Genomic DNA, 18,738 nt, shown 5'->3' with positions numbered 1-18,738 from the left:
TATAAAACTGATACCACTGACAGCCCTTTTAAATGAATGGTATTCTAGGGCGTTTTGGAATTTTCAACATCCTTTATTTGGTATGGCATAAATCACGTTGCCTGAAACAGATAAATTGAAGCCCCTATTTTCTATAGAAGGAAGTAACAGTTTCCATGTTTTGCCCATGTCTGATGACCGAAATATACCATCTGAGCGACCACATATTAAATATTTGCCCACTTGTTTGATTGATGAAATATTCAATGAAGATTGAAGCCCGCCTATTTGATTGATTAATAAACTAAACCGAGAAGGCTGAAGTTCTTCACCTATGGTATTCCAGGTTTTTCCACTATCCAGTGAAATGTGTATTGTGTTTGTTTGGGTTATTGTGTTGTAGACTATGGCGGCAAATCCTCCGTCGATACGTTCCACAGCGATGCCAACACCTCCTTCACTAATCACACGATCCCAGTTTTGACCATCATCGGTCGATCTTAATATTCCCTCTTTGCTGGTAGACAGAAGTACACCGTTTGACTCTACCAATTTCATTGCACCGTCTCCAACTTGGACTTGTTTCCAAGTTTTTCCACTGTTAGTGGATCTAAAAAGGATGTTGTTGGAGCCGATGAAAACTGTGCCTCCGGCAGTTTCAAAAACGGTGCGTACTTCTCTCTCTTTATAATTCTTGTACATCCAATCTATCGTTCTGTCTATGCGTACGGCTTGCTCTTGAAAATTCGTGTACATGGGCGACCAATCGCTCGTTCCGCTTATTTTTTGTAAAAATTGTCCCCTGAAATTATATGCAAATATCCCATTCTTGCCAGGGGCAATCTCACGCTGTTTACCAGGGAAAATCTCTTTTGTCCAAAAAGTAATTGTGGAATTTGGTTCACTGTGATAAACCCCATTGCCAGCACGTAAATAGAGCCCACGGTCATTTGCAAATAAACCATGACCCCACACACCTTCTCTCTGCAAATTTTCAGGCAGCCCTTTGCTAATGTCCTGCCATGTTTGTCCGCCATCAGTAGATCTTAAAACGATGTTCAAAAGCCCTGATTTAGTCCCTTCGGTTGTTTTCTTCCCCGCTCCCTTTTCTTTTAGCACAAAAGAATTTAGTAGAAATAATACCAGGAGGACGGCCGGAACGAAAACAAATAATTTTTTCATTTTTTCATTTTTCATAACCTATCAATTTGATTCACCGAAATTACTTTGATATTTTTCAGTCTGAAGAACCTGGATTGTAAATAAAAATGTAAACTTTGTAAATTAAAATCTTGACATTATGCTTGATAGCCGAAACCTCCTCTCAGGGAAACGCAAATACCTGTGCGGATTGATCGTACTCTTGTTTAGCTGTGCAATCTGCGCAACTTTCAGTATGGTCGGTAATGACGATTTTAATTTCGCCAGGAGGGAGGTTTTACTCCGGAGGATAGGAGATGAACTGCTCACACAGTCGGGCGACAGTAAATCAAGGGTGCTCCCGGTAAAAAAAATCGCGGAAAATGAGTACCAGATCAGGTTTGAGAATGAGCTTACTTTTCTACCGGACTCCCTGGTGAATACTACTACGCGTTTATTGGCCAAAGACCCGCTCGCATGTGATTATGTTGTCAACGTTCTGACCTGCGGCAACTCCAGTGTAGCCTATGGATACGCTATATCCAAAAATAAAAAAGATGATATTGTACCATGCAGAGGAAGAAAGCAACCCAGGGCGTGTTACATGATTAACATTAAATTCAAACCGACGGGTATAAATACCGCAAAGAATGGATATCTTCTGGGCAGCCTGCCTTTTTTAGCATTTGTTGGTTTTATTTTTGTGAGATCTGTTAAGCCGAGAAGAGCCTTACCCAGCGGTCAGCGCACCAAGATATTCACTTTTGGCTCAGTCTTGTTTGATGCGCAGGAGCGGCAGCTGATAATAAATAAAAAAAACGTAGGCCTGACTGGAACTGAAACGCGTCTGCTGCTTATTTTCGCGCTGTCTCCCAATGAAACCGTAGAGCGAAGCCGGCTACAAAAAGAGATATGGGAAGACGAAGGTGTTATTGTGGGGCGCAGTCTGGATATGTTCATATCAAAACTTAGAAAAAAATTGGAACTTGATCCGAGCATAAAAATTGTTGTTATACGCGGCAAAGGATATAAGCTTGAAATTAACTCTTAAGAGACAGCCTATCCCTTTAAAACAACAAAGCCTGATATTTTCATATCAGGCTTTGTGTCGATTCATTTAAAACTACTGTTCGGTATTACCCTGCACTACACGTGGAGTAAGCATTTCGCATCGAAACTAAGAAAAGATTGGAACGGGTAATTAAGCAGAATCTATGCCGTTTTTTTGCTGAGTTCACTGGTAAAAGCGAAATCGAATTGCCGCGAATCTACCGGCTTCATCATATAATCTGTAACATCCGGATGGTTTTGTGCCTGTAATATATCCTGGTAACTGATACTTGATGTTAGTAAAAAAATGGAGATCTTTTTATCAATTTTTGCTTTTATTTGCTCGAAAGCTTTTATAAATTCCCAACCATTCATTAATGGCATTTCAATGGTCATAAATATAATATCAGGCAAATTGGCGGCCTTATGGGGATCAGTTAAAAATCTAATAGCTTTTCTTCCGTCAGAAAAAGCCACAACCCTGGCACATAATTCTTTTACCTCTACGTATTTGCAGAACCCATACTTGTAAATCTCGTCATTATCTATAATCCAGGCAATTTGCGCGTTTTGATCCACCATATGGCAGATTATACGCACGGATTTGCTAATGGTTACATATTAAGAAAGTTTGATGGTAAATTTTGTTCCAATATTTAAAGCGCTATCTACATTTATAGAGCCACCGAGCGCTTCAATTTGGTTACGGGTGATGTAAAGCCCAATACCCTGCGCATCGGCATTAGCATGGAAGGTTTGGTACATTCCAAAAATCTTGTTGCCATTTTTTTTCATGTCAATCCCCATTCCATTATCCTCAAAAATGAGGTATACATGTTCATTTTCCCGGATGCTTTTACACTTGACGACAGCTTGCCGACTGGGGCTGCGATACTTTAATGCATTGGTTAACAGATTGTGAAATATACTTTCCAAATAAGCGGGGAGGTAATAAACGCCGGGGCACTCGCTAAAATCATACTCAATAATCGCATTTGCAGCTTGTATATTGCTTTGAAGCGCGTTTAGAATATTTTTAAAAAGCAGTTCAAATTCTATTAGTATTTTTTCTTCGTTGATGACCAAATCGATCTTAACAATTTCGTTCAGGTGCTCAATAGTAGCGTTTAAACTGGCACTTATTGTTCTTATATGCGACAGGATTGTTTGCTGTTCGGCATAGCTTTTTGATTCCTCATAGAGGTTTAGCATCAATTTTAAATTACTGGCGTATGACCTCAGGTTATGTGAGGTGATATAAGCGAAATTTTGCAGCCGTTCATTCTTTTGATTAGTTAAATGAAGAGTTGACTTTAATTTATTTTCGCTGTGCTTTGTAACATCAATGTCCTGTATTACCCCTTTAACGGCCAGGCATTTTCCATAATTGTCAATTTTTGCTACCGCTTTCATTTTCGTCCAAATAATTTTCCCCCGCCCGGTTTTCAATTTCAAATCAAGGTCATAAGGCCGGCCAATCCGGATACAATCCTCCATAGCTGCTGCCAGTATTTTAACGTGTTCCGGCTCAAAATAGGCGATCAGCTCATCAACGGTGGCTGGCCGGTGATGTAGTTCAAGAATTTCCAGAGCTTCGTTATTAAAAAAAAGTACACGCTCCAGTGTATTGAACTCCCATGAGCCCACTTTGAGTAACTTATTGGTTTCAGCAATAAATGTATTATTGGTCTCAAGCTGTAACTCCGAAAATTTAAATTGATTGACATTGATTAGTGTGCCGGTTATTTTTGACCTGGCGTGCCGTTGCACAGTGCTCTGAAACCACTCATAGCCATTTTTTGTCAATATCCTGATATAGGTGATTTCCGACGACTGAGGAGTGCGATTATTAATGGTTGCCAAAAATGAGGCTCTATCCTGATAATAAATTAAATTGTCAATGAAATTGAGATAGGAACTCTCAATCTCACCAGGTTTGTATCCGAGGATGTTAAACAAGCCAGCCGACCATTTTACTTCTTTATTGTTAACATCAAATTCCCAGATGCCGACATTGACACTATTGATTATATTTGCTAGATCAGGTGTATCATTGTCAAAAAGATGATTTTCAAATAAACTCATGTATTTTACCCTTATATCCCTTTCTGTTTCGGATATATAATCGAGGGATTAATATAATAAAAATTGCTTGTATTGACAATAATTTTCGATATATGAATATTTAAGATCCTGTTTTGAGTTGTAATTTATTAAAATTTGACGGATACGCATTCAGTCTTTATTCTATAAGTTGCACTCATCCGATCAATAATTATTAAACCCGGGACCTTTGCTGCTTTACTAACCAGCAAGGGTGAGTACCCCCAATAAATTACTTTCCATTATCACAGGCACTAAACATTGATCCAACTTCTCGAACAGTTTACCGTGACGCTGACTTTTAGATATCAGCAGCAAGGCGGTCATACCCGATTGTTCCAAACAAGAGATAAACTGCACATAATTAAGTAAATGCAGATTGCGAAGCTCCCGACGGGCAGCATATTTCTCTACATTATAAAATGCTTGTTCCAGTATGGTTATCATATTTGTTAACTGGCTGAAATCGGGATTAAGTTTCAACGCATCATATAGGCAGTCTGCTTTCTCCAGGTTTTCCTGCATGAGCGTGGTAGTAAGTATCATTGCTTCACTTAAATCGTTAAAGTCATCGTTTAACATAATGTCTTCAAGCCTTTCGAGCAGGTGTCGTTTGGCACAGTACATCGAATTTAGGTTGGAGCAAAAAATATCATGCAAGTCGGGTGAACCAAACGATTTATATATTGCGTAGGAAGAGGGAGACATATCAGTTATTGTTGTGGATTATTGAAGAAAGATCACCTTTGAAAATAAATGATGTTTTATTATATCGGATTTTACGCCGCGTTACAATATGCCGGTACTTAAGAGTTTTGACGGTTGATTTTTTCAATAATTAGGCTGGATGAATACCCCTCGATAAAATTGAGGGTCTTCACTTCGCCACCGTTTGCGATCACCTCATTTGCGCCGACGATCTGTTCAATCGAATAATCGGCACCTTTTACTAAGATATCAGGTAAAATACTTTTAATCAAATTGATAGGTGTGCTGTCATCAAATATGACAACCATATCTGTAAAATAAAGGCATGATAGTAATACAGCCCTATTGTGCTGGTCATTTACGGGCCGGCCCGGCCCTTTAATCCTTCTGACGGAATCGTCGCTGTTAACACCCACTATCAATTTGTCGCCTAAATTCGCGGCCCCGGCCAGGTAACTCAAATGACCTATGTGAATGAGATCAAAAACACCGTTAGTAAAAACAATCTTGTCACCATTATCCTGCCACTCTTTTCGTTGCTGAATAGCTGCCTGTAAATCGAAGATTTTTTTTGAGAGCATAAGTAGTAATGGGTAATTGTATTATTGATCATTTAAATCCGCCTGAATTGCATTCGCCGCGCCGGTATCAAATATTTTTTCTAAAGCCGGTCTTGTAACGGGCTTCAAAACGTAATCTTTTACGGATGTATATTTCTTTAAGCGTGAAATGTCGCGTGAGTCAATTGATGAAGATATAATATAGATTGGGATCAATTTAGTGATCTTTTGCTGTATTCTTTTATACCGCTCTAAGAAATCCCACCCGTTCATGATCGGCATATTTAAATCTAAGAATATAATATCAGGAAGGCGGTCGGCATTACTCCTGTTTACTTCTATAAACTTTAAAATTTCATCAGCATTGTCACTGTGGGTCACCTGATCAACAGGATTTGTTAAATGCGGGGTCAACATTTTTTCCATGATAAAATGTTGAAACGGGTCATCGTCGATAATAAATAAGTTCATATGGTTTTATTTAATGGCAGATGAATACTTATAAGCTATTCAAATTGATTTTTAATTTCATAACCCAAATCTTTCAGCATTTTGTCTTTGCTGAACGCGTTAACATCTGATGTCACCATATCATTGATCAGCATTTTTAAATCATACTTGATCTGCCATCCAAGTTTTTCAATGGCTTTGGTAGGATCGCCTATTAGCAGGTCAACTTCGGTAGGCCGGAAATAGGCCGGATCAACTGCAATTACTTCTTTTCCTATTTCAACAAGATAGTCCATGTTCCGGCAGGATGTTACATAACCTTTTTCGGAAACTCCGTATCCTTCAAAAGTTATTTCAATACCTAACTCTCCGAATGCCATTTTTACAAAGTCACGTACTGCTGTTGTTATACCTGTCGCTATTACATAATCTTCAGGTTTCTCTTGCTGCAAAATCAGCCACATAGCCTCTACGTAATCTTTAGCGTGTCCCCAGTCACGCCGGGAGTCCAGGTTACCGAGGTACAACTTATCCTGCAGCCCCATTGCAATCTTTACAGCAGCCCTGGTTATTTTACGCGTTACAAAAGTCTCACCGCGCAGGGGGCTTTCATGATTGAAAAGAATGCCGTTACAGGCAAAAATATCATATGCTTCCCTGTAATTTACAGTTATCCAATAGGCATACAGTTTTGCTACAGCATATGGCGACCGAGGGTAAAATGGCGTGGTTTCTGATTGCGGAACAGCTTGTACGAGTCCGTAAAGTTCTGAGGTTGAAGCCTGGTATATTTTGGTTTTTTTTGTAAGCCCCAATATCCTTATAGCTTCCAGCAGCCTGAGTGTGCCTATGCCATCGGCGTTGGCTGTATACTCCGGTGTATCAAAACTTACTTTTACATGTGACATTGCGCCAAGGTTATAAATTTCATCAGGCTGCACTTGTTGAATGATGCGTATTAGATTGGTGGAGTCGGAGAGGTCGCCGTAATGCATTATAAAGCTTCGGTTCTCGTCATGCGGATCCTGATACAAATGATCAATACGCTCCGTATTAAAAAGAGAGCTTCTGCGTTTTACGCCATGAACTTCATAGTTTTTTGATAATAGGAGTTCAGCAAGATAGGCTCCGTCCTGACCGGTAATGCCGGTGATTAAGGCTTTCTTTTTCATAATGTATGTGTTTTAGTTTTAGGAATTATAACAGTAACCCAACCGGATACTGTAAAGCAGACTCATGATGGCCCGCAGTATTTGAAGGAAAATAAAAGAAAATTTATTGATGCGTAAGGCAATACACTTCCAATAACTGTATTAGTTATGGCTATGGTAACAGCGATTTTGTAAGGTGTTTTAAAAGAAAGACCTATGCTTCTTCTACAAAGAGTAAGCTTTTGGGTCTCGAAAAAGATACTTCGGCTTCGTGGTAAAGGTAATTTGAGGAAGAATATTCGTAGACCGCTACATCCAACAAACATATCGTGATCATTCCATGATTTTCATCCATGGATTTAACCGAACCGAAGAACGTTAGATTTCGTTCTGTATCCGTAACATAAATTTTTTGATATAACATGACCATTACGGCGTCGTGGGTTAAGCAAGATTGTAGAGATGCTTTCAATGTTTTTTCTCATGTTATACGTAGAGTTTTGCTAATGGTTTTAATTATTGTGAAATTTTGTCTTTTAACTATAATATTGCTAATCTTTCAGTTTTGAGGCTATTATTTGAGTTCAACAAATTCAAAGGCCGCGTTCTTCTCATGTATGGCGACACTTTTGTTTTCCAATTTGTTGAATATCCTGGTTAGGATATTGTTTTTATTCAGATGATTTTCTGCATAGCTCCGGCCGTTAAGTTTAACTAGGGAATTATCACGGTTGCAGCATGTAATAATAGCGTCTTCCAGCAATGTTAAATCTTCCGATGGTATAACGACACCCATATGATTGTCATTCACTGTTTCAAAAAGACTGGTGCCAGGCTCAGCTGTTATCAAAGCCAATCCACCAACCGCAAGTATGGTTGTAAGTTTAGAGGGCATTACCAGGTCACTTGCGCTCTTTTTCTGAAGCACAAGATGCACATCGGCCATGTTAAGGAAGTTATTGAATTGATGAGGTTCCTGCAGAGGAAAAAAATGTACGTTATTAAGTTTTTGTTCCTTTACCCTTGATATGAGCTTTTCTTTGTAAGGGCCCGTTCCGCAAATCACAAATTTAATAAAAGGGCTTGATGCAGTTAGGTTTTGCGCCACGGTAAGTATGCTTTCCAAGCCTTGTTTTTCGCCGATGCTGCCGGAGTACAGCACTATCTTATCATTTTCATGAAATCCCCAAAGGATTTTTAACTCAGTCCTGTCGTAAAGCGGGCAATAAGCATTTGTATCCACCCAATTAGGAAAAAACAAAATATTCTTATCCGTCTTTTTAGCTATCTTTTTGAGCATACCGCCAGATATGGTACTGATATGATTAACCCTTTTCATGATGTAGGCTTCCATCGCGAACAGGGTGTCAAATACAGTATCCGATTTGATGAGCTGCAAGTCCCTTGCGGCTTCAATTTGCAGGTCCTGGATATGATAAATGATTTCTCCACCTTTAAAAAAACGGTAGTACAAACCTAGAAAGCCGAGGTGAAAAGGCGGGGAAATACAAAATATATAGTCTTTTTTGGATTTAAACAGCAAATATGTAATCATCACAAATGCCGAAAGGAAAAAGGTGGCTTCATGTATTAGTCTTTTTAGTCCACTAGGGTTCTTAGGCACATACATTGGGCAACGATAAATATTTAATCGGCCATTTTTTAATGTTTCCCTGGTGTAGAATCGATTTTTGTAAGGTTTAAGGGTTTTCCAATAAGGATAATACGGAAACGCTGTAACTATATTACAACTAAAATTGTTTTCGGTTAACCAGTCTACCATTTCACCGGTATATTTACCTATTCCGGTTAATTCAGGTGAAAAATTAATGCCTATGACAAGCACACTTTTTGTTTTTTGATCAGACATGTTTTATTTCTATTAGAGCTATAATTGAAGATAATATGGACGGAAAAATTGATTATAGTCCATTTATTTGTGGGGTCTGGGTTTTATAACTTTTGTGCAAGGCACATCAATGATAACGCGCTTGCATCAGCAAAAGGGTTTCTGCCTGATAGCAAATTGCCTAATTGATATTTAAACTCGGGTTTGCCTTTTTTGCCTTCCAGTACTTCTTCGCCAAGCTCATGATTATGAGGATATACATTAACTTTGAAACCCAATGGCTCAAGTGTTTCTTTAAAAAAAGTATTTGATACACCATGCCCGGGTTTGTGGTGTATTTCGCATGCCAGCCCCCAATATTGCTGACTTGTAGTTTTATGAAAGCCGCGGCCGGTTAACCTGTAAATTAATTTTCGGCTATTCCACAACAATTTTGCAGCACCTTTATAGTCCCAGGCACTTAATTGAGGGTCATGATCAGTAACCAATATACCTCCGGGTTTTAATAAACGGGCGGCTTCCTTTAATACAAGTTCCATGTCTTCACAATGATGAAGGGCGGCATTCAGTACAACTATATCAGCAAACCCGGATATAAAGGGTAAATTGGTAGCATCAGCCAATACACTGGTATATCCAAGATCTTTTGCAAATTCCAGTGATTTTGGTGCTACATCAATGCCGAGCAAAAGTTTGGGTTTACCGCTTAATGTCGCGTAAATATTTCCCGGTCCGCATCCTATATCAACAACAATCTTATTGTCCCAGTTACCGATAGCTTTAGCCCACCTGCTTTTAAATGATGGGCTCCTGTGGCAATAAATAAGATATTCTTCGGCCCATTCAGGATTATTGAAATAATAGGCATTCGATTTTATTGCTTCAGATGGTTTATCGATCGGGAACTCAAAATATGTTCCATTAAATGTGAAATTTTCGCCAGCCTTAATATAGGGCCCGATTATATTTTCCAATACTGTTTCCATGTTTTGAATGTTTAGGTGTGACTAATATTAATGGCAAATTTTTGTGATGTAACCCTTTTAATAATTCAACGTATAAAACTTACATAGCCCATTGCTTAATGGGTAGGATGAGTATTGCTTATTCTGAACATCAGAAAGAAAAAAATAAGTACCCTGGTTTAAGAATTTACTCCTACCTGAACATTATCGTTTATCATTACTTCCTGATTTACGTTGTTGTAGTTGGATTTTCGCCCCGATAAGATCTCTCTTCTTTTAATCACGATCATATGCTCATAAAATGAGAGATTAATAGAGTACGTAAGCCCCGGCGAGCCTTCAATAAAACCCAGTTTGAAGATATAGGTGTGTATAAACCTCAATAACGGCCATCCCGGAACTTTAATAAGCCATGATTTTAACGCCGGGTTACGAATACTTCCATGTTTGCTGAAAATATTTTTGAGAGGAGGGCATTTATCAAGCCGGGCAATTGCTTCCAGGGTTGAATACCTGTTATGCCTCTCTATCCAGTGTGACCAACCTTTAGAAAAACCGAAATGGATGTAAGGTTCTTTAATATATAATACATTACCAAGTACTTTATCTTCTTTTTGTCCATGACCAAAATCGGTATAGGTTACCCTATTTTTACGTAATAGCCTTAATTGCCATTTAGGGAAATTATCACATCTTTTAAGCCACCTGCCTTCAAGCATCATTTTCCAGCAGCAATAAAAGCCAGCCACATCGTCATCAGCGTTATCAGTAGCTGATTGTATTTCGTTAACAAATTCAGGTGAGGCAACTTCATCTGCATCTAAAAAAAGCACCCAGTCATATTTTACATCAATATTTTTTAGTGCAAAATTTCTTTGTTTACCAAAACTTTGAAAAGGATTAACTAATACATTCGCCCCATATTGCAATGCTATTTCACATGTTTTATCAGTGCTAAGCGAATCCAGCACATGTACGTCATCGGTCCACTCTAATGATTCTAGGCATACCGGTAAGTCAGCCTCTTCGTTTTTTGTTAGTATAATTACAGATATCATTTTTATAGCGTTAAAGCAGCAACTTGATGGCTTTTTTCAGTTATGCATGTATTTTTATTAACCAGCATTAGGGTTAAATGCTGTGCAAGTCTCGCAGCAAATGTTCCTAACAAAAACGTTGGGTTAGCCTGGCCTGATGTGGGGAATACTGAGCTGCTGCAAACATAAATGTTGTCAGTTCCCCAAACTTTAAGATTTTTGTCAACTACACCGCGGTCGGGGGTATCAGCTATTCGGGTGGTTCCTGATTGATGCAGGCCATCTTTTGACATATTTTTTATGGCCGATGCTAATTCATTTTCGTTAAACCAGTATTTCAGCTCTCCGCAATCGCAATCCCTGAGCCATTTATCCAGCACGTCATGTAATTTGATGACCGATGATATGTCTTCATCTGTAAGAGAATAATCAATAATTAAAGTTTCCCCGTCCTTATCCAGTTTCATGCAATTTCCTTCAAAAGGTATTTGTTCGGCATGAAAATGTAATGCGTAGATGTTTTCAGGACTGAACAGGAATATTCCGGGCAGCTTGCGTGTAGTGCAATATCTTTTATAAAATATAACGGCAGGTTTTAACACTGAACCAGGCAGGCCTTTTACAATATTACCCAGGTGCGCACCTACTTTATTAATTTTGCCTTTAGTGATAGAATGCGCTATCGCAGGCGGTGCTAATTTTTTACCGAGTACCGGCGTAATCATGGCCAGGTACATAAATGACATGGCACCGCTCCGGTGTATTGGATCAAAGTACAGTGGATTATCGAGCCATATGGCTGTATTTAATAAATTATTCTCTTTTAAAAAATCACTTGAAAATTGGAACCGGCGCCTGACATATGTTCCATCGGTGTCTCTTTCGAATGAATAATTTGTTTTGTTAGGGTCGCCGTTAAACTTTACACTTGCAATTTTACCCGATAAATGTCCTTGATAATATTTACCTAAAGCAGGGGGAGGAGTTCCTGAATTTTTAAATATTAAACTATTACGCAGCAGTATGCGGGTGCTTTCCTGGGCCCCGGCTGCAAGCACAAATGCCCCGGCCGAAAGCCTGATCAGCCTTTTAGTGCTTACTTCTCTTATAGTTAAGCATGTGATTTTTCCATGCTCGTCAGGCTCCGAAAAATCTCTTGCTTCGTATCCTTCCAGTAACGTTAAGTTTTTTTGCGTTTTAATAGCTGCTTCATAACGTTTGCCAAAGCGAGTGGGCATACTGTAACGCTCCAATTTATCATCAGTTACTATGCCTTGTTTAAAGCCTTCGGCAATTGGCTTTTTTGATAGCCCCGATATTGCTGCTGTATTGAATTGGGGTTTGCCGCATTCAAAATATTTTGCGGCAATAGGGGTAAAGGATTGGATTTCTTTGAAAAGATCGGTATCCCAGGTACAGCCATTATTTAAAATAGGGCGATCAATAAAATCTATATCATCATACATTACACAGCGGCCTCCCCAAGTTGCTGATGTGCCACCCAACCCTTTATTCGTACACTCAAAAGGCGGATGATGATTTACCGTATTGTTTATTTGAATAGAATTGTCCAACGCATTTTCTGCTTGCCGACCAATACCATACTCCACCAGTAAAACCTTTTTTAAAGGGTTTAAGTTAGCATATTCAAGGGCTGTAATAATTCCGGCAGGGCCGCTGCCTATCACACATAAATCAAAACTTACGGGGTAATCATATGGCAACTTCATCTTTAATTGGGTTAGGGCTTTTCAAAAAATTAGTACGTTTTTTTATTGGTTTGGCAGGGTGCCCGCCATATACCGTCCACGGCTCCAGATCGTGGGATGTTACTGATGCCGCGCCCAAAACACTGCCTTCCATACAGCGAACACCGGGTAATACAACTGCCTTTGAGCAGATCCACACATATGGGGATATAACTATGCGTTTCATGATGTAGGTAAAATCAGCCGAATTATAGTCGTGCGTAGCGCCACATAAATAAGAGTTTTGCGAAAGCACGGCATGATGCCCTATATAAATGCCACCCGGATTATAAATCTCTACTCCGGGGCCGATCGTAACAATATCCTCTGTTTCTAATAGCCATGGAGCCCATATGGTGCAATCAGGATATATTACATTTCTATCACCAATTTTCCCGCCGAAGGCTCGTATAACCATCACGCGCCATTTATGCATAGGTCTGGGTGTCCATCTGCATAAAAAAAGCCAGCCCAGGTTCCATGTTAATCTTCTTAATTTATTAGATGATGAAAAAACCGGGCGTAAATAGCCATCAGCGCTATCCTTATTATGGTACGAAAACATCATAAGTATTATAATTTATAGAAACCAAACGCTTATTGTGCTTTAGTTTTGTTGGTCAAAATTTTGTGAAAACGATTGACTACGACATTAACTTTAAAATGCTTTTCATAGCAATGCCGTGCACTATCGCCCATTTTTTCTTTATCTTCCGATGATAATCGGCTCCAGTTATAAAACATGGTGTAAGTGCCATCGTTAGTGTCATCTCCAACTATAGCAGCGCCTCCGTCATGTATTTCGCGCCAGATGTTAACCTGGTTTGATATTAAGACTGCTTTGTTGCATGTTAAGGCCTCCACAACGGCAATTCCAAAATTTTCCTGATGGCTTGGAAGCACAAATGCCTCGCAGCCATAAAATGCACCCCATTTGGCAGCACCGGTAAGCATCCCGGGGAAAAAGACCATTTTATTCAGGGTTTTTGATGATGATACCATTTGATGCATCCTTATACCATAAGGGCTATCAAGGCCCGGGCCGGCTATAATTAGTTTTGGCAGAGTTTTTACTCCCTGCTGATTTGGTTTTTTACTTTCATATTCTTCAATTAACCTTTCATAAGCAGCTATAAGCATATCTGTTCCCTTTTTTTCATGTATCCTGCTCAGAAAGAGAAAATAAGGGCTGTTGCTTAGTTCAGGTATGGTTGTGTTAAAAACATCTGCCATTTTCGTATTGTAGGCTGGGGGAGCTATCACCCCCAGGCCAACAATAGTTTCTAATTTGGGTTTATATGGCCAGAAAGGCTCGCGGGCAAGTATGAGTTCTGTTTCACAGGTAAATAGTATTTCGTTTGCCTGGTGTATAAGATTTTTTTCAATCAACGCCCAGTATAGTACGTTCCTTATCGCTTTTAATCTCCTGCCTTTTGCACGTTGAAAATAAGGATCGAGCATACCGTGCGGCATAACAAATAAATTAGGGAACTTTATCTGTGTACTCTGCTTTTTTAATTTTTTGAAAGCCTGGTAAACTGCATATCCGTGGTATAGCCAAAGGCCATGAACTATTACCGCATCAAAACGGCTGATATTATCTATAAGCCAGGGCAAAAGCTTTTTGCTGTAATACCAGGTATTTTTTGCAGGGCCTAGGGGGTGGCTTATATACCTGTCATCCACATTAAATTGTACATCATCTACACTGGCTACTTCGTTGGTAATACCTAAATTCTCAAGCCCGTTGGCAAATATCCTTACCGCTTCGCATACGCCGCCGGTTTTGGGATCCATACTGCTTATTACGTGAAGCACTCTCATATCGGTAAATAGGCTGATGACTTATTTATTGGTGATGAAATCTTTTGCTGATTTAAGATCGTGTTTACAACTTGTATTACTTCATCTACCTTAATGGATAGTATGCATTTTTTTTGCTGAACGATACATATTTCTAATCCGCAACCTGCACAGTCAGGCAGGTTATAGAGCAGTTGATTATTTTTTCCCCGGGGAAACCATTGGCCGGGCATGTTACGGGCTGAATAGATACCCACGCATGGTGCCCCCACGGCTGCTGCAAGGTGTATTGGGCCGCTATCATGCCCAATAAATAGGCTGGCATTTTTTAATAAGGCAGCGGATACCCGTGGTGTAGTTTTGCCACAAAGATTTATTGCATCATGTCCCCATGCGTTGATGCATTTTTCTGCAACGGTAATCTCGTCAGCGGCACCTATCACTACTAATTTCCATTCCGGAAGTAAGCCGGAAAGTTTTGTTAGCAACTGTTCCCAGTTATGTATACCCCAATCATTCGACTGATTTTTTGTGCCTGTTGATATTGCTAAAACCGGTGCAGCCGGTGCATGATCCATATATACATCCGCTACTGCTATTTCCTCGTCACTTAAGCATAAATCCCAGTTACTTTCCTCGTCTAAATCAATTCTGCCTAATACGCTTATCCGCCTTGCCAGTCTTTTAGCCTCCCATTCATTAATGCCTGTTTCCGGATCGATACAAACAGTAAGGTTTTCTATTTGGGCATCAAAACCTATCAGGTTGCTGATACCTGCAGCTTTAAAAAATAGCCTGTCTCTTAAAAGCGCCTTTTTTGAACGGATTGGTGAAATGTTAACAACGGTATCAATTTTAAGCGCCCGTATCTGTTTTATAATGCCAAACAGTATTTGCAGGTTGCGGGTGCCAACAGGGTAGTTGATAATACGGTTAAAAAAGTAATCGGTCCCCAGTATTGCCTCAAGTGCTGCGGCTTTAGCCATTACAGGTTTGTTAGTAAGCAAGGTAATGTCCGCGTCAGGAAACGAGTTTTTTATTTTATGAAAGCAAGGTAAAGCCATAACTGTATCACCAAGGCTGCCAAGCCTGTAAATAAGTATTTTGTTATTCTTTGAAATGTTCATAAAAGCAAAAGATCTATTGTCGCTAAATGCTCTGATAATCCATATCGACTTTTAACAGCCATTCCTCAAGTTCGTTATAAATTACCGGTGCGGTACCAACATGGGCAACCACACAACTGGCAGCGGCATTTGCCAACCGGGCTGCTTCCGGGGCGGGGGCTCCGGTTGCCAGGGCGGCAGTTAAAGTGGCTATAACCGTGTCGCCTGCGCCGGATACATCAAACACCTGGCGGGCAACTGTTGGCAATAATTCAGTCACATAGCCTTTGTGGCTTATCGCCATACCTTCTGGCCCCAGGGTTACAATGAGTACACGCGGGCTATATAGCTCGTATATGCGCTTGCAAATCTGCTCTAGCGGGTATTTCTCTTCCGGTGCTGGTTCAGGCAACTCAGCAAGCGCTAATGCCTCAGAGCGGTTAGGCGTTAAAAGGCCCACACCACGAAAGGCAAGTCTTCGCGCCGGTTTCGGGTCGACGGCCACCAATAGGTTGGGCAGTTTGCGAGCCTCGTTTAAAACAACGTCGAGTAATGATTGTGATATTACCCCTTTTGCATAATCGGATATAATAACGGCATCAGCATCAGCCATCATTTGGGCCAGCATCTTTTCAAAATCAGGAGACGAATCTATGGTGTAGCATTCGCGCGTATCTTCACGGTCAATACGGCAAAGCTGTTGTGAGTGAACAATAACGCGCGTTTTAACAATTGTTGGCGCCTGAAATAATAATTCAGGGATAATATATTTAACATCTTTACCGGTGAGAATATTTAATAGGCGCTTACCGGCCTCATCTGGTGTGCAATGCCCCATTACCCTGGTTTTAACGCCCAGGTTGGAAAGGTTAAGCGCAACATTGGCTGCACCGCCTGCGGTATAAGTATCCTTTTTAACCTGTACAACCGGTACCGGTGCTTCCGGCGATATCCTATGCACATTGCCCCATATATAATGATCGAGCATCAAATCACCGATAACTAATACTTTAACGGTGCTAAGTTCCTTTAGTAAATACGATAAATTCATAGGATTATAAGTTTAGTGTACTCCAATCAGTGATATCTAATTCCTCCAGCCATTGATGCAGGATTAATGTGTGCATTTCCTGTATGCGTGCGGTTGTATTGCTTGGTATAATAATTTCATAATTGCAAGTGCCTTTTAGCGCGCCCCCGTTTTTACCCCCCAAAAATATGGTGGTGATTTTTTGATGTCTTGCCTGAGTAAATGCTTCGATAATATTAAAACTATTGCCACTGGTACTAAAACCTACTAATATATCGCCAGGCTTGCCAAGGCCCTGTAATTGCCTTGAATAAATATAATCGAAGCCATAATCGTTACCGATACATGTTATTGCTGTAACATCTGCATTAAGGCAAATAGCCGGTAAACTCCTGCGTTCTGCTTTATATCGGCCAACAAGCTCTTCACTCAGGTGCAGCGCGTCAGCAGCACTGCCGCCGTTTCCGCAAGTGATAAGTTTACCACCATTAAGGATTGATTGTTTTATGGCTGATCCGGCTGCATATATGCTTTCCTCGAGCTGTTTACTTCTTGATAATACATCAATCAGCTCATCAATAGTAGCGGAGTATGATGATGTCGTCATCTCCTGTGTGGTGAAATTGCCTGGTGATATCATAGCGTATATCAGTTTAATGAATTGTCAATGGCCAATTGTTGGCCCGTTTATATCTTCAACAGGTCGTAAGGCCCATAATTTGCGATTAGGTGCGCGTAATGCGGCAAGTGCAAGCCCGCCGAGGATAACATCAAAGCCAAGTGATGTTGGTTGGGCCCATTGGCCCTGCATTATAGCCAGGATGCCGATGCTGCAGATCATCCAGGGTAAAAAATCGCCTACGGCTAGTTTTTTAAAGCTGTCAACAGCCATGTTCCAGACAAAGGCAATCCGGATGAGAATTACAGAAAAACCCATGATGATGCCCATTTCACCAATCAAACGGCCCCATTCGCCTTCAGATATCAGGTAAACGGTATGATCGCCGGCTATAAGCATGCTGCCAACACTCGTGCCCATTCCTATACCGTAGCCGAAAAATGGTTTCTGTGCTGATTCTATGATCGCGCCTACCATTCCACCTAAAAAACGGTCGACAAATACACCGGATACACCGCCCTCGGTTTCATTAGCGCTGGTAAACCTGTGTGTAAAAACTTCAAGCGGCGTGGCAAAAACGCTAAACTGGCTCAGCACAAGAAATGTGATGATGAGCGCTACGATAGCTAGCAGCATTTTTCCGAGATACTTTGGATTACGGGATATGGCTACAAGTGAAAATAATACGCATGCCAGTACAAGCGATAATAAGCTGCGGCTGATGGATAAAGGGATGGCTATTAATACCCCAAGTGTTGCACCTATTAATGCCAGGCGGTTTATGCTGTTAGGCGTAAGCCAAAAGTAAAATACATAAAGTGCAGCAAACCCAAAAAATAATGCCGTTCCGTTTGTGAATGAGAAGGTAGCCGGTGGCCTGAAAAACCCCATTGCTCCATCAAAACCTCCGCCTTTCATATCGCCTCCCACGCCACGGTTCACAAAGGCTGACTGCGGGCTATAGAACTGCATGGCTATTAGGATGGCCATAGGTATGGTTATCCAGATAGTTGTTTTGCCTATTTTAATAACATCATCCCGATCAAACACTTTGCCTATCACAAATATTAAGGGAAAGTGAAACATCAATATGCGGGCGCCATAAATTGCTACTGCAAAATTGCCGTGGCCAAAAGCTAATGCGGTAACTATACCTATTAAACCGATTGTGATCATCCCGTTAACATATAGGTTTGAAGGGAGCAGATTACGTTTCCATGCTAGCAGAACAAGCCACAGCGCCAGAGGATCACGCACAACGAGCAGGGGAGTGGACAGGCCCGGAAACACCCATTTACGAAGTGCACCTTCAAATATTAATAATAAGAAATATGCCCATATCCCTCTTTTTAATAAGAGGTTAGGGTCTCTGCGATCAACCGGCTTAGCAACATAAAATTGCGATGAAAGGTTGTTTACCCTAATTTCTCCTGTTGACAT

18 protein-coding genes are annotated in these 18,738 nt (G+C 40.4%); 1 reads left to right on the top strand and 17 read right to left on the bottom strand.

Annotated features, from left to right (window positions below):
• Positions 1-63 precede the first annotated feature (63 nt).
• Complete coding sequence (locus BLU33_RS11860; RefSeq protein ID WP_091372814.1) at positions 64-1,176, bottom strand: WD40/YVTN/BNR-like repeat-containing protein; 1,113 nt, start codon at positions 1,174-1,176, stop codon at positions 64-66.
• 103 nt (positions 1,177-1,279) lie between these two features.
• On the opposite strand from BLU33_RS11860, the gene BLU33_RS11855 reads away from it, so the two are divergent.
• A complete protein-coding gene (locus BLU33_RS11855; protein ID WP_091372811.1) occupies positions 1,280-2,170 on the top strand; it encodes a winged helix-turn-helix domain-containing protein in 891 nt (296 codons plus the stop codon).
• Between the two features lie 161 nt (positions 2,171-2,331).
• Here BLU33_RS11855 and BLU33_RS11850 read toward each other — a convergent pair whose 3' ends face one another.
• The 16 genes from BLU33_RS11850 to BLU33_RS11775 all read right to left on the bottom strand — a co-directional run bounded on the left by BLU33_RS11850 (position 2,332) and on the right by BLU33_RS11775 (position 18,738).
• A complete protein-coding gene (locus tag BLU33_RS11850; RefSeq protein WP_091372808.1) occupies positions 2,332-2,751 on the bottom strand; it encodes a response regulator in 420 nt (139 codons plus the stop codon).
• Positions 2,752-2,790: 39 nt separating this feature from the next.
• The gene (locus BLU33_RS11845; protein WP_091372804.1) at positions 2,791-4,254 is read right to left on the bottom strand and encodes an ATP-binding protein; all 1,464 of its coding nucleotides are present in this window, start codon (positions 4,252-4,254) and stop codon (positions 2,791-2,793) included.
• A 219-nt stretch (positions 4,255-4,473) separates the two neighbouring features.
• Entirely contained in the window at positions 4,474-4,854 is a 381-nt protein-coding gene (locus BLU33_RS11840; RefSeq protein WP_172829245.1) for a hypothetical protein, read from the bottom strand.
• Between the two features lie 224 nt (positions 4,855-5,078).
• Entirely contained in the window at positions 5,079-5,561 is a 483-nt protein-coding gene (rfaE2, locus tag BLU33_RS11835; RefSeq protein ID WP_091372798.1) for a D-glycero-beta-D-manno-heptose 1-phosphate adenylyltransferase, read from the bottom strand.
• Positions 5,562-5,582: 21 nt separating this feature from the next.
• Positions 5,583-6,011: a response regulator gene (locus tag BLU33_RS11830; protein ID WP_091372793.1), complete on the bottom strand. Its 429-nt coding sequence runs from the start codon at positions 6,009-6,011 to the stop codon at positions 5,583-5,585.
• Between the two features lie 35 nt (positions 6,012-6,046).
• Positions 6,047-7,162: a GDP-mannose 4,6-dehydratase gene (gmd, locus tag BLU33_RS11825; protein WP_091372791.1), complete on the bottom strand. Its 1,116-nt coding sequence runs from the start codon at positions 7,160-7,162 to the stop codon at positions 6,047-6,049.
• Positions 7,163-7,715: 553 nt separating this feature from the next.
• The gene (locus BLU33_RS11820) at positions 7,716-9,011 is read right to left on the bottom strand and encodes a WcaI family glycosyltransferase (RefSeq protein WP_091372788.1); all 1,296 of its coding nucleotides are present in this window, start codon (positions 9,009-9,011) and stop codon (positions 7,716-7,718) included.
• A gap of 83 nt (positions 9,012-9,094) precedes the next feature.
• Entirely contained in the window at positions 9,095-9,976 is an 882-nt protein-coding gene (locus BLU33_RS11815; RefSeq protein ID WP_091372785.1) for a class I SAM-dependent methyltransferase, read from the bottom strand.
• 158 nt (positions 9,977-10,134) lie between these two features.
• Positions 10,135-11,013 carry a glycosyltransferase family 2 protein gene (locus tag BLU33_RS11810; RefSeq protein WP_091372782.1) on the bottom strand — a complete coding sequence of 293 codons (879 nt, stop codon included), beginning with the start codon at positions 11,011-11,013 and terminating at the stop codon, positions 10,135-10,137.
• Between the two features lie 2 nt (positions 11,014-11,015).
• Positions 11,016-12,722, bottom strand: a complete 1,707-nt coding sequence (locus BLU33_RS11805; protein WP_091372779.1) for a GMC oxidoreductase — start codon at positions 12,720-12,722, stop codon at positions 11,016-11,018.
• Positions 12,706-13,308 carry an LbetaH domain-containing protein gene (locus tag BLU33_RS11800; RefSeq protein ID WP_232009443.1) on the bottom strand — a complete coding sequence of 201 codons (603 nt, stop codon included), beginning with the start codon at positions 13,306-13,308 and terminating at the stop codon, positions 12,706-12,708. Before BLU33_RS11800 ends, BLU33_RS11805 begins: the two co-directional genes overlap by 17 nt.
• 29 nt (positions 13,309-13,337) lie before the next feature.
• A complete protein-coding gene (locus tag BLU33_RS11795; RefSeq protein ID WP_232009442.1) occupies positions 13,338-14,537 on the bottom strand; it encodes a glycosyltransferase in 1,200 nt (399 codons plus the stop codon).
• A 23-nt stretch (positions 14,538-14,560) separates the two neighbouring features.
• Positions 14,561-15,670: a glycosyltransferase family 9 protein gene (locus tag BLU33_RS11790; protein ID WP_091372768.1), complete on the bottom strand. Its 1,110-nt coding sequence runs from the start codon at positions 15,668-15,670 to the stop codon at positions 14,561-14,563.
• 22 nt (positions 15,671-15,692) lie between these two features.
• Positions 15,693-16,700, bottom strand: a complete 1,008-nt coding sequence (locus tag BLU33_RS11785) for a bifunctional heptose 7-phosphate kinase/heptose 1-phosphate adenyltransferase (protein WP_091372765.1) — start codon at positions 16,698-16,700, stop codon at positions 15,693-15,695.
• Positions 16,701-16,704: 4 nt separating this feature from the next.
• Positions 16,705-17,319: a D-sedoheptulose-7-phosphate isomerase gene (locus BLU33_RS11780; protein WP_197684601.1), complete on the bottom strand. Its 615-nt coding sequence runs from the start codon at positions 17,317-17,319 to the stop codon at positions 16,705-16,707.
• Positions 17,320-17,343: 24 nt separating this feature from the next.
• Positions 17,344-18,738: a hypothetical protein gene (locus tag BLU33_RS11775; protein WP_197684600.1), complete on the bottom strand. Its 1,395-nt coding sequence runs from the start codon at positions 18,736-18,738 to the stop codon at positions 17,344-17,346.

Origin of the sequence: Mucilaginibacter mallensis (genome assembly GCF_900105165.1) — a bacterium.
In the GTDB taxonomy this organism is placed as follows: domain Bacteria; phylum Bacteroidota; class Bacteroidia; order Sphingobacteriales; family Sphingobacteriaceae; genus Mucilaginibacter; species Mucilaginibacter mallensis.
Note: the sequence above shows the minus strand (reverse complement) of the source record. Positions and strands in the feature narration are given on the sequence as shown.

Coding starts and splice junctions, on each gene's coding strand:
- BLU33_RS11815 (WP_091372785.1), bottom strand. CDS start 9,976: ATGGAAACAGTATTGGAAAATATAATCGGGCCCTATATTAAGGCTGGC.
- BLU33_RS11850 (WP_091372808.1), bottom strand. CDS start 2,751: ATGGTGGATCAAAACGCGCAAATTGCCTGGATTATAGATAATGACGAG.
- rfaE2 (WP_091372798.1), bottom strand. CDS start 5,561: ATGCTCTCAAAAAAAATCTTCGATTTACAGGCAGCTATTCAGCAACGA.
- BLU33_RS11830 (WP_091372793.1), bottom strand. CDS start 6,011: ATGAACTTATTTATTATCGACGATGACCCGTTTCAACATTTTATCATG.
- BLU33_RS11840 (WP_172829245.1), bottom strand. CDS start 4,854: ATGTTAAACGATGACTTTAACGATTTAAGTGAAGCAATGATACTTACT.
- BLU33_RS11795 (WP_232009442.1), bottom strand. CDS start 14,537: ATGGATCCCAAAACCGGCGGCGTATGCGAAGCGGTAAGGATATTTGCC.
- gmd (WP_091372791.1), bottom strand. CDS start 7,162: ATGAAAAAGAAAGCCTTAATCACCGGCATTACCGGTCAGGACGGAGCC.
- BLU33_RS11790 (WP_091372768.1), bottom strand. CDS start 15,670: ATGAACATTTCAAAGAATAACAAAATACTTATTTACAGGCTTGGCAGC.
- BLU33_RS11780 (WP_197684601.1), bottom strand. CDS start 17,319: ATGATATCACCAGGCAATTTCACCACACAGGAGATGACGACATCATCA.
- BLU33_RS11810 (WP_091372782.1), bottom strand. CDS start 11,013: ATGATATCTGTAATTATACTAACAAAAAACGAAGAGGCTGACTTACCG.
- BLU33_RS11820 (WP_091372788.1), bottom strand. CDS start 9,011: ATGTCTGATCAAAAAACAAAAAGTGTGCTTGTCATAGGCATTAATTTT.
- BLU33_RS11845 (WP_091372804.1), bottom strand. CDS start 4,254: ATGAGTTTATTTGAAAATCATCTTTTTGACAATGATACACCTGATCTA.
- BLU33_RS11855 (WP_091372811.1), top strand. CDS start 1,280: ATGCTTGATAGCCGAAACCTCCTCTCAGGGAAACGCAAATACCTGTGC.
- BLU33_RS11860 (WP_091372814.1), bottom strand. CDS start 1,176: ATGAAAAATGAAAAAATGAAAAAATTATTTGTTTTCGTTCCGGCCGTC.
- BLU33_RS11805 (WP_091372779.1), bottom strand. CDS start 12,722: ATGAAGTTGCCATATGATTACCCCGTAAGTTTTGATTTATGTGTGATA.
- BLU33_RS11800 (WP_232009443.1), bottom strand. CDS start 13,308: ATGATGTTTTCGTACCATAATAAGGATAGCGCTGATGGCTATTTACGC.
- BLU33_RS11785 (WP_091372765.1), bottom strand. CDS start 16,700: ATGAATTTATCGTATTTACTAAAGGAACTTAGCACCGTTAAAGTATTA.
- BLU33_RS11775 (WP_197684600.1), bottom strand. CDS start 18,738: ATGTCAACAGGAGAAATTAGGGTAAACAACCTTTCATCGCAATTTTAT.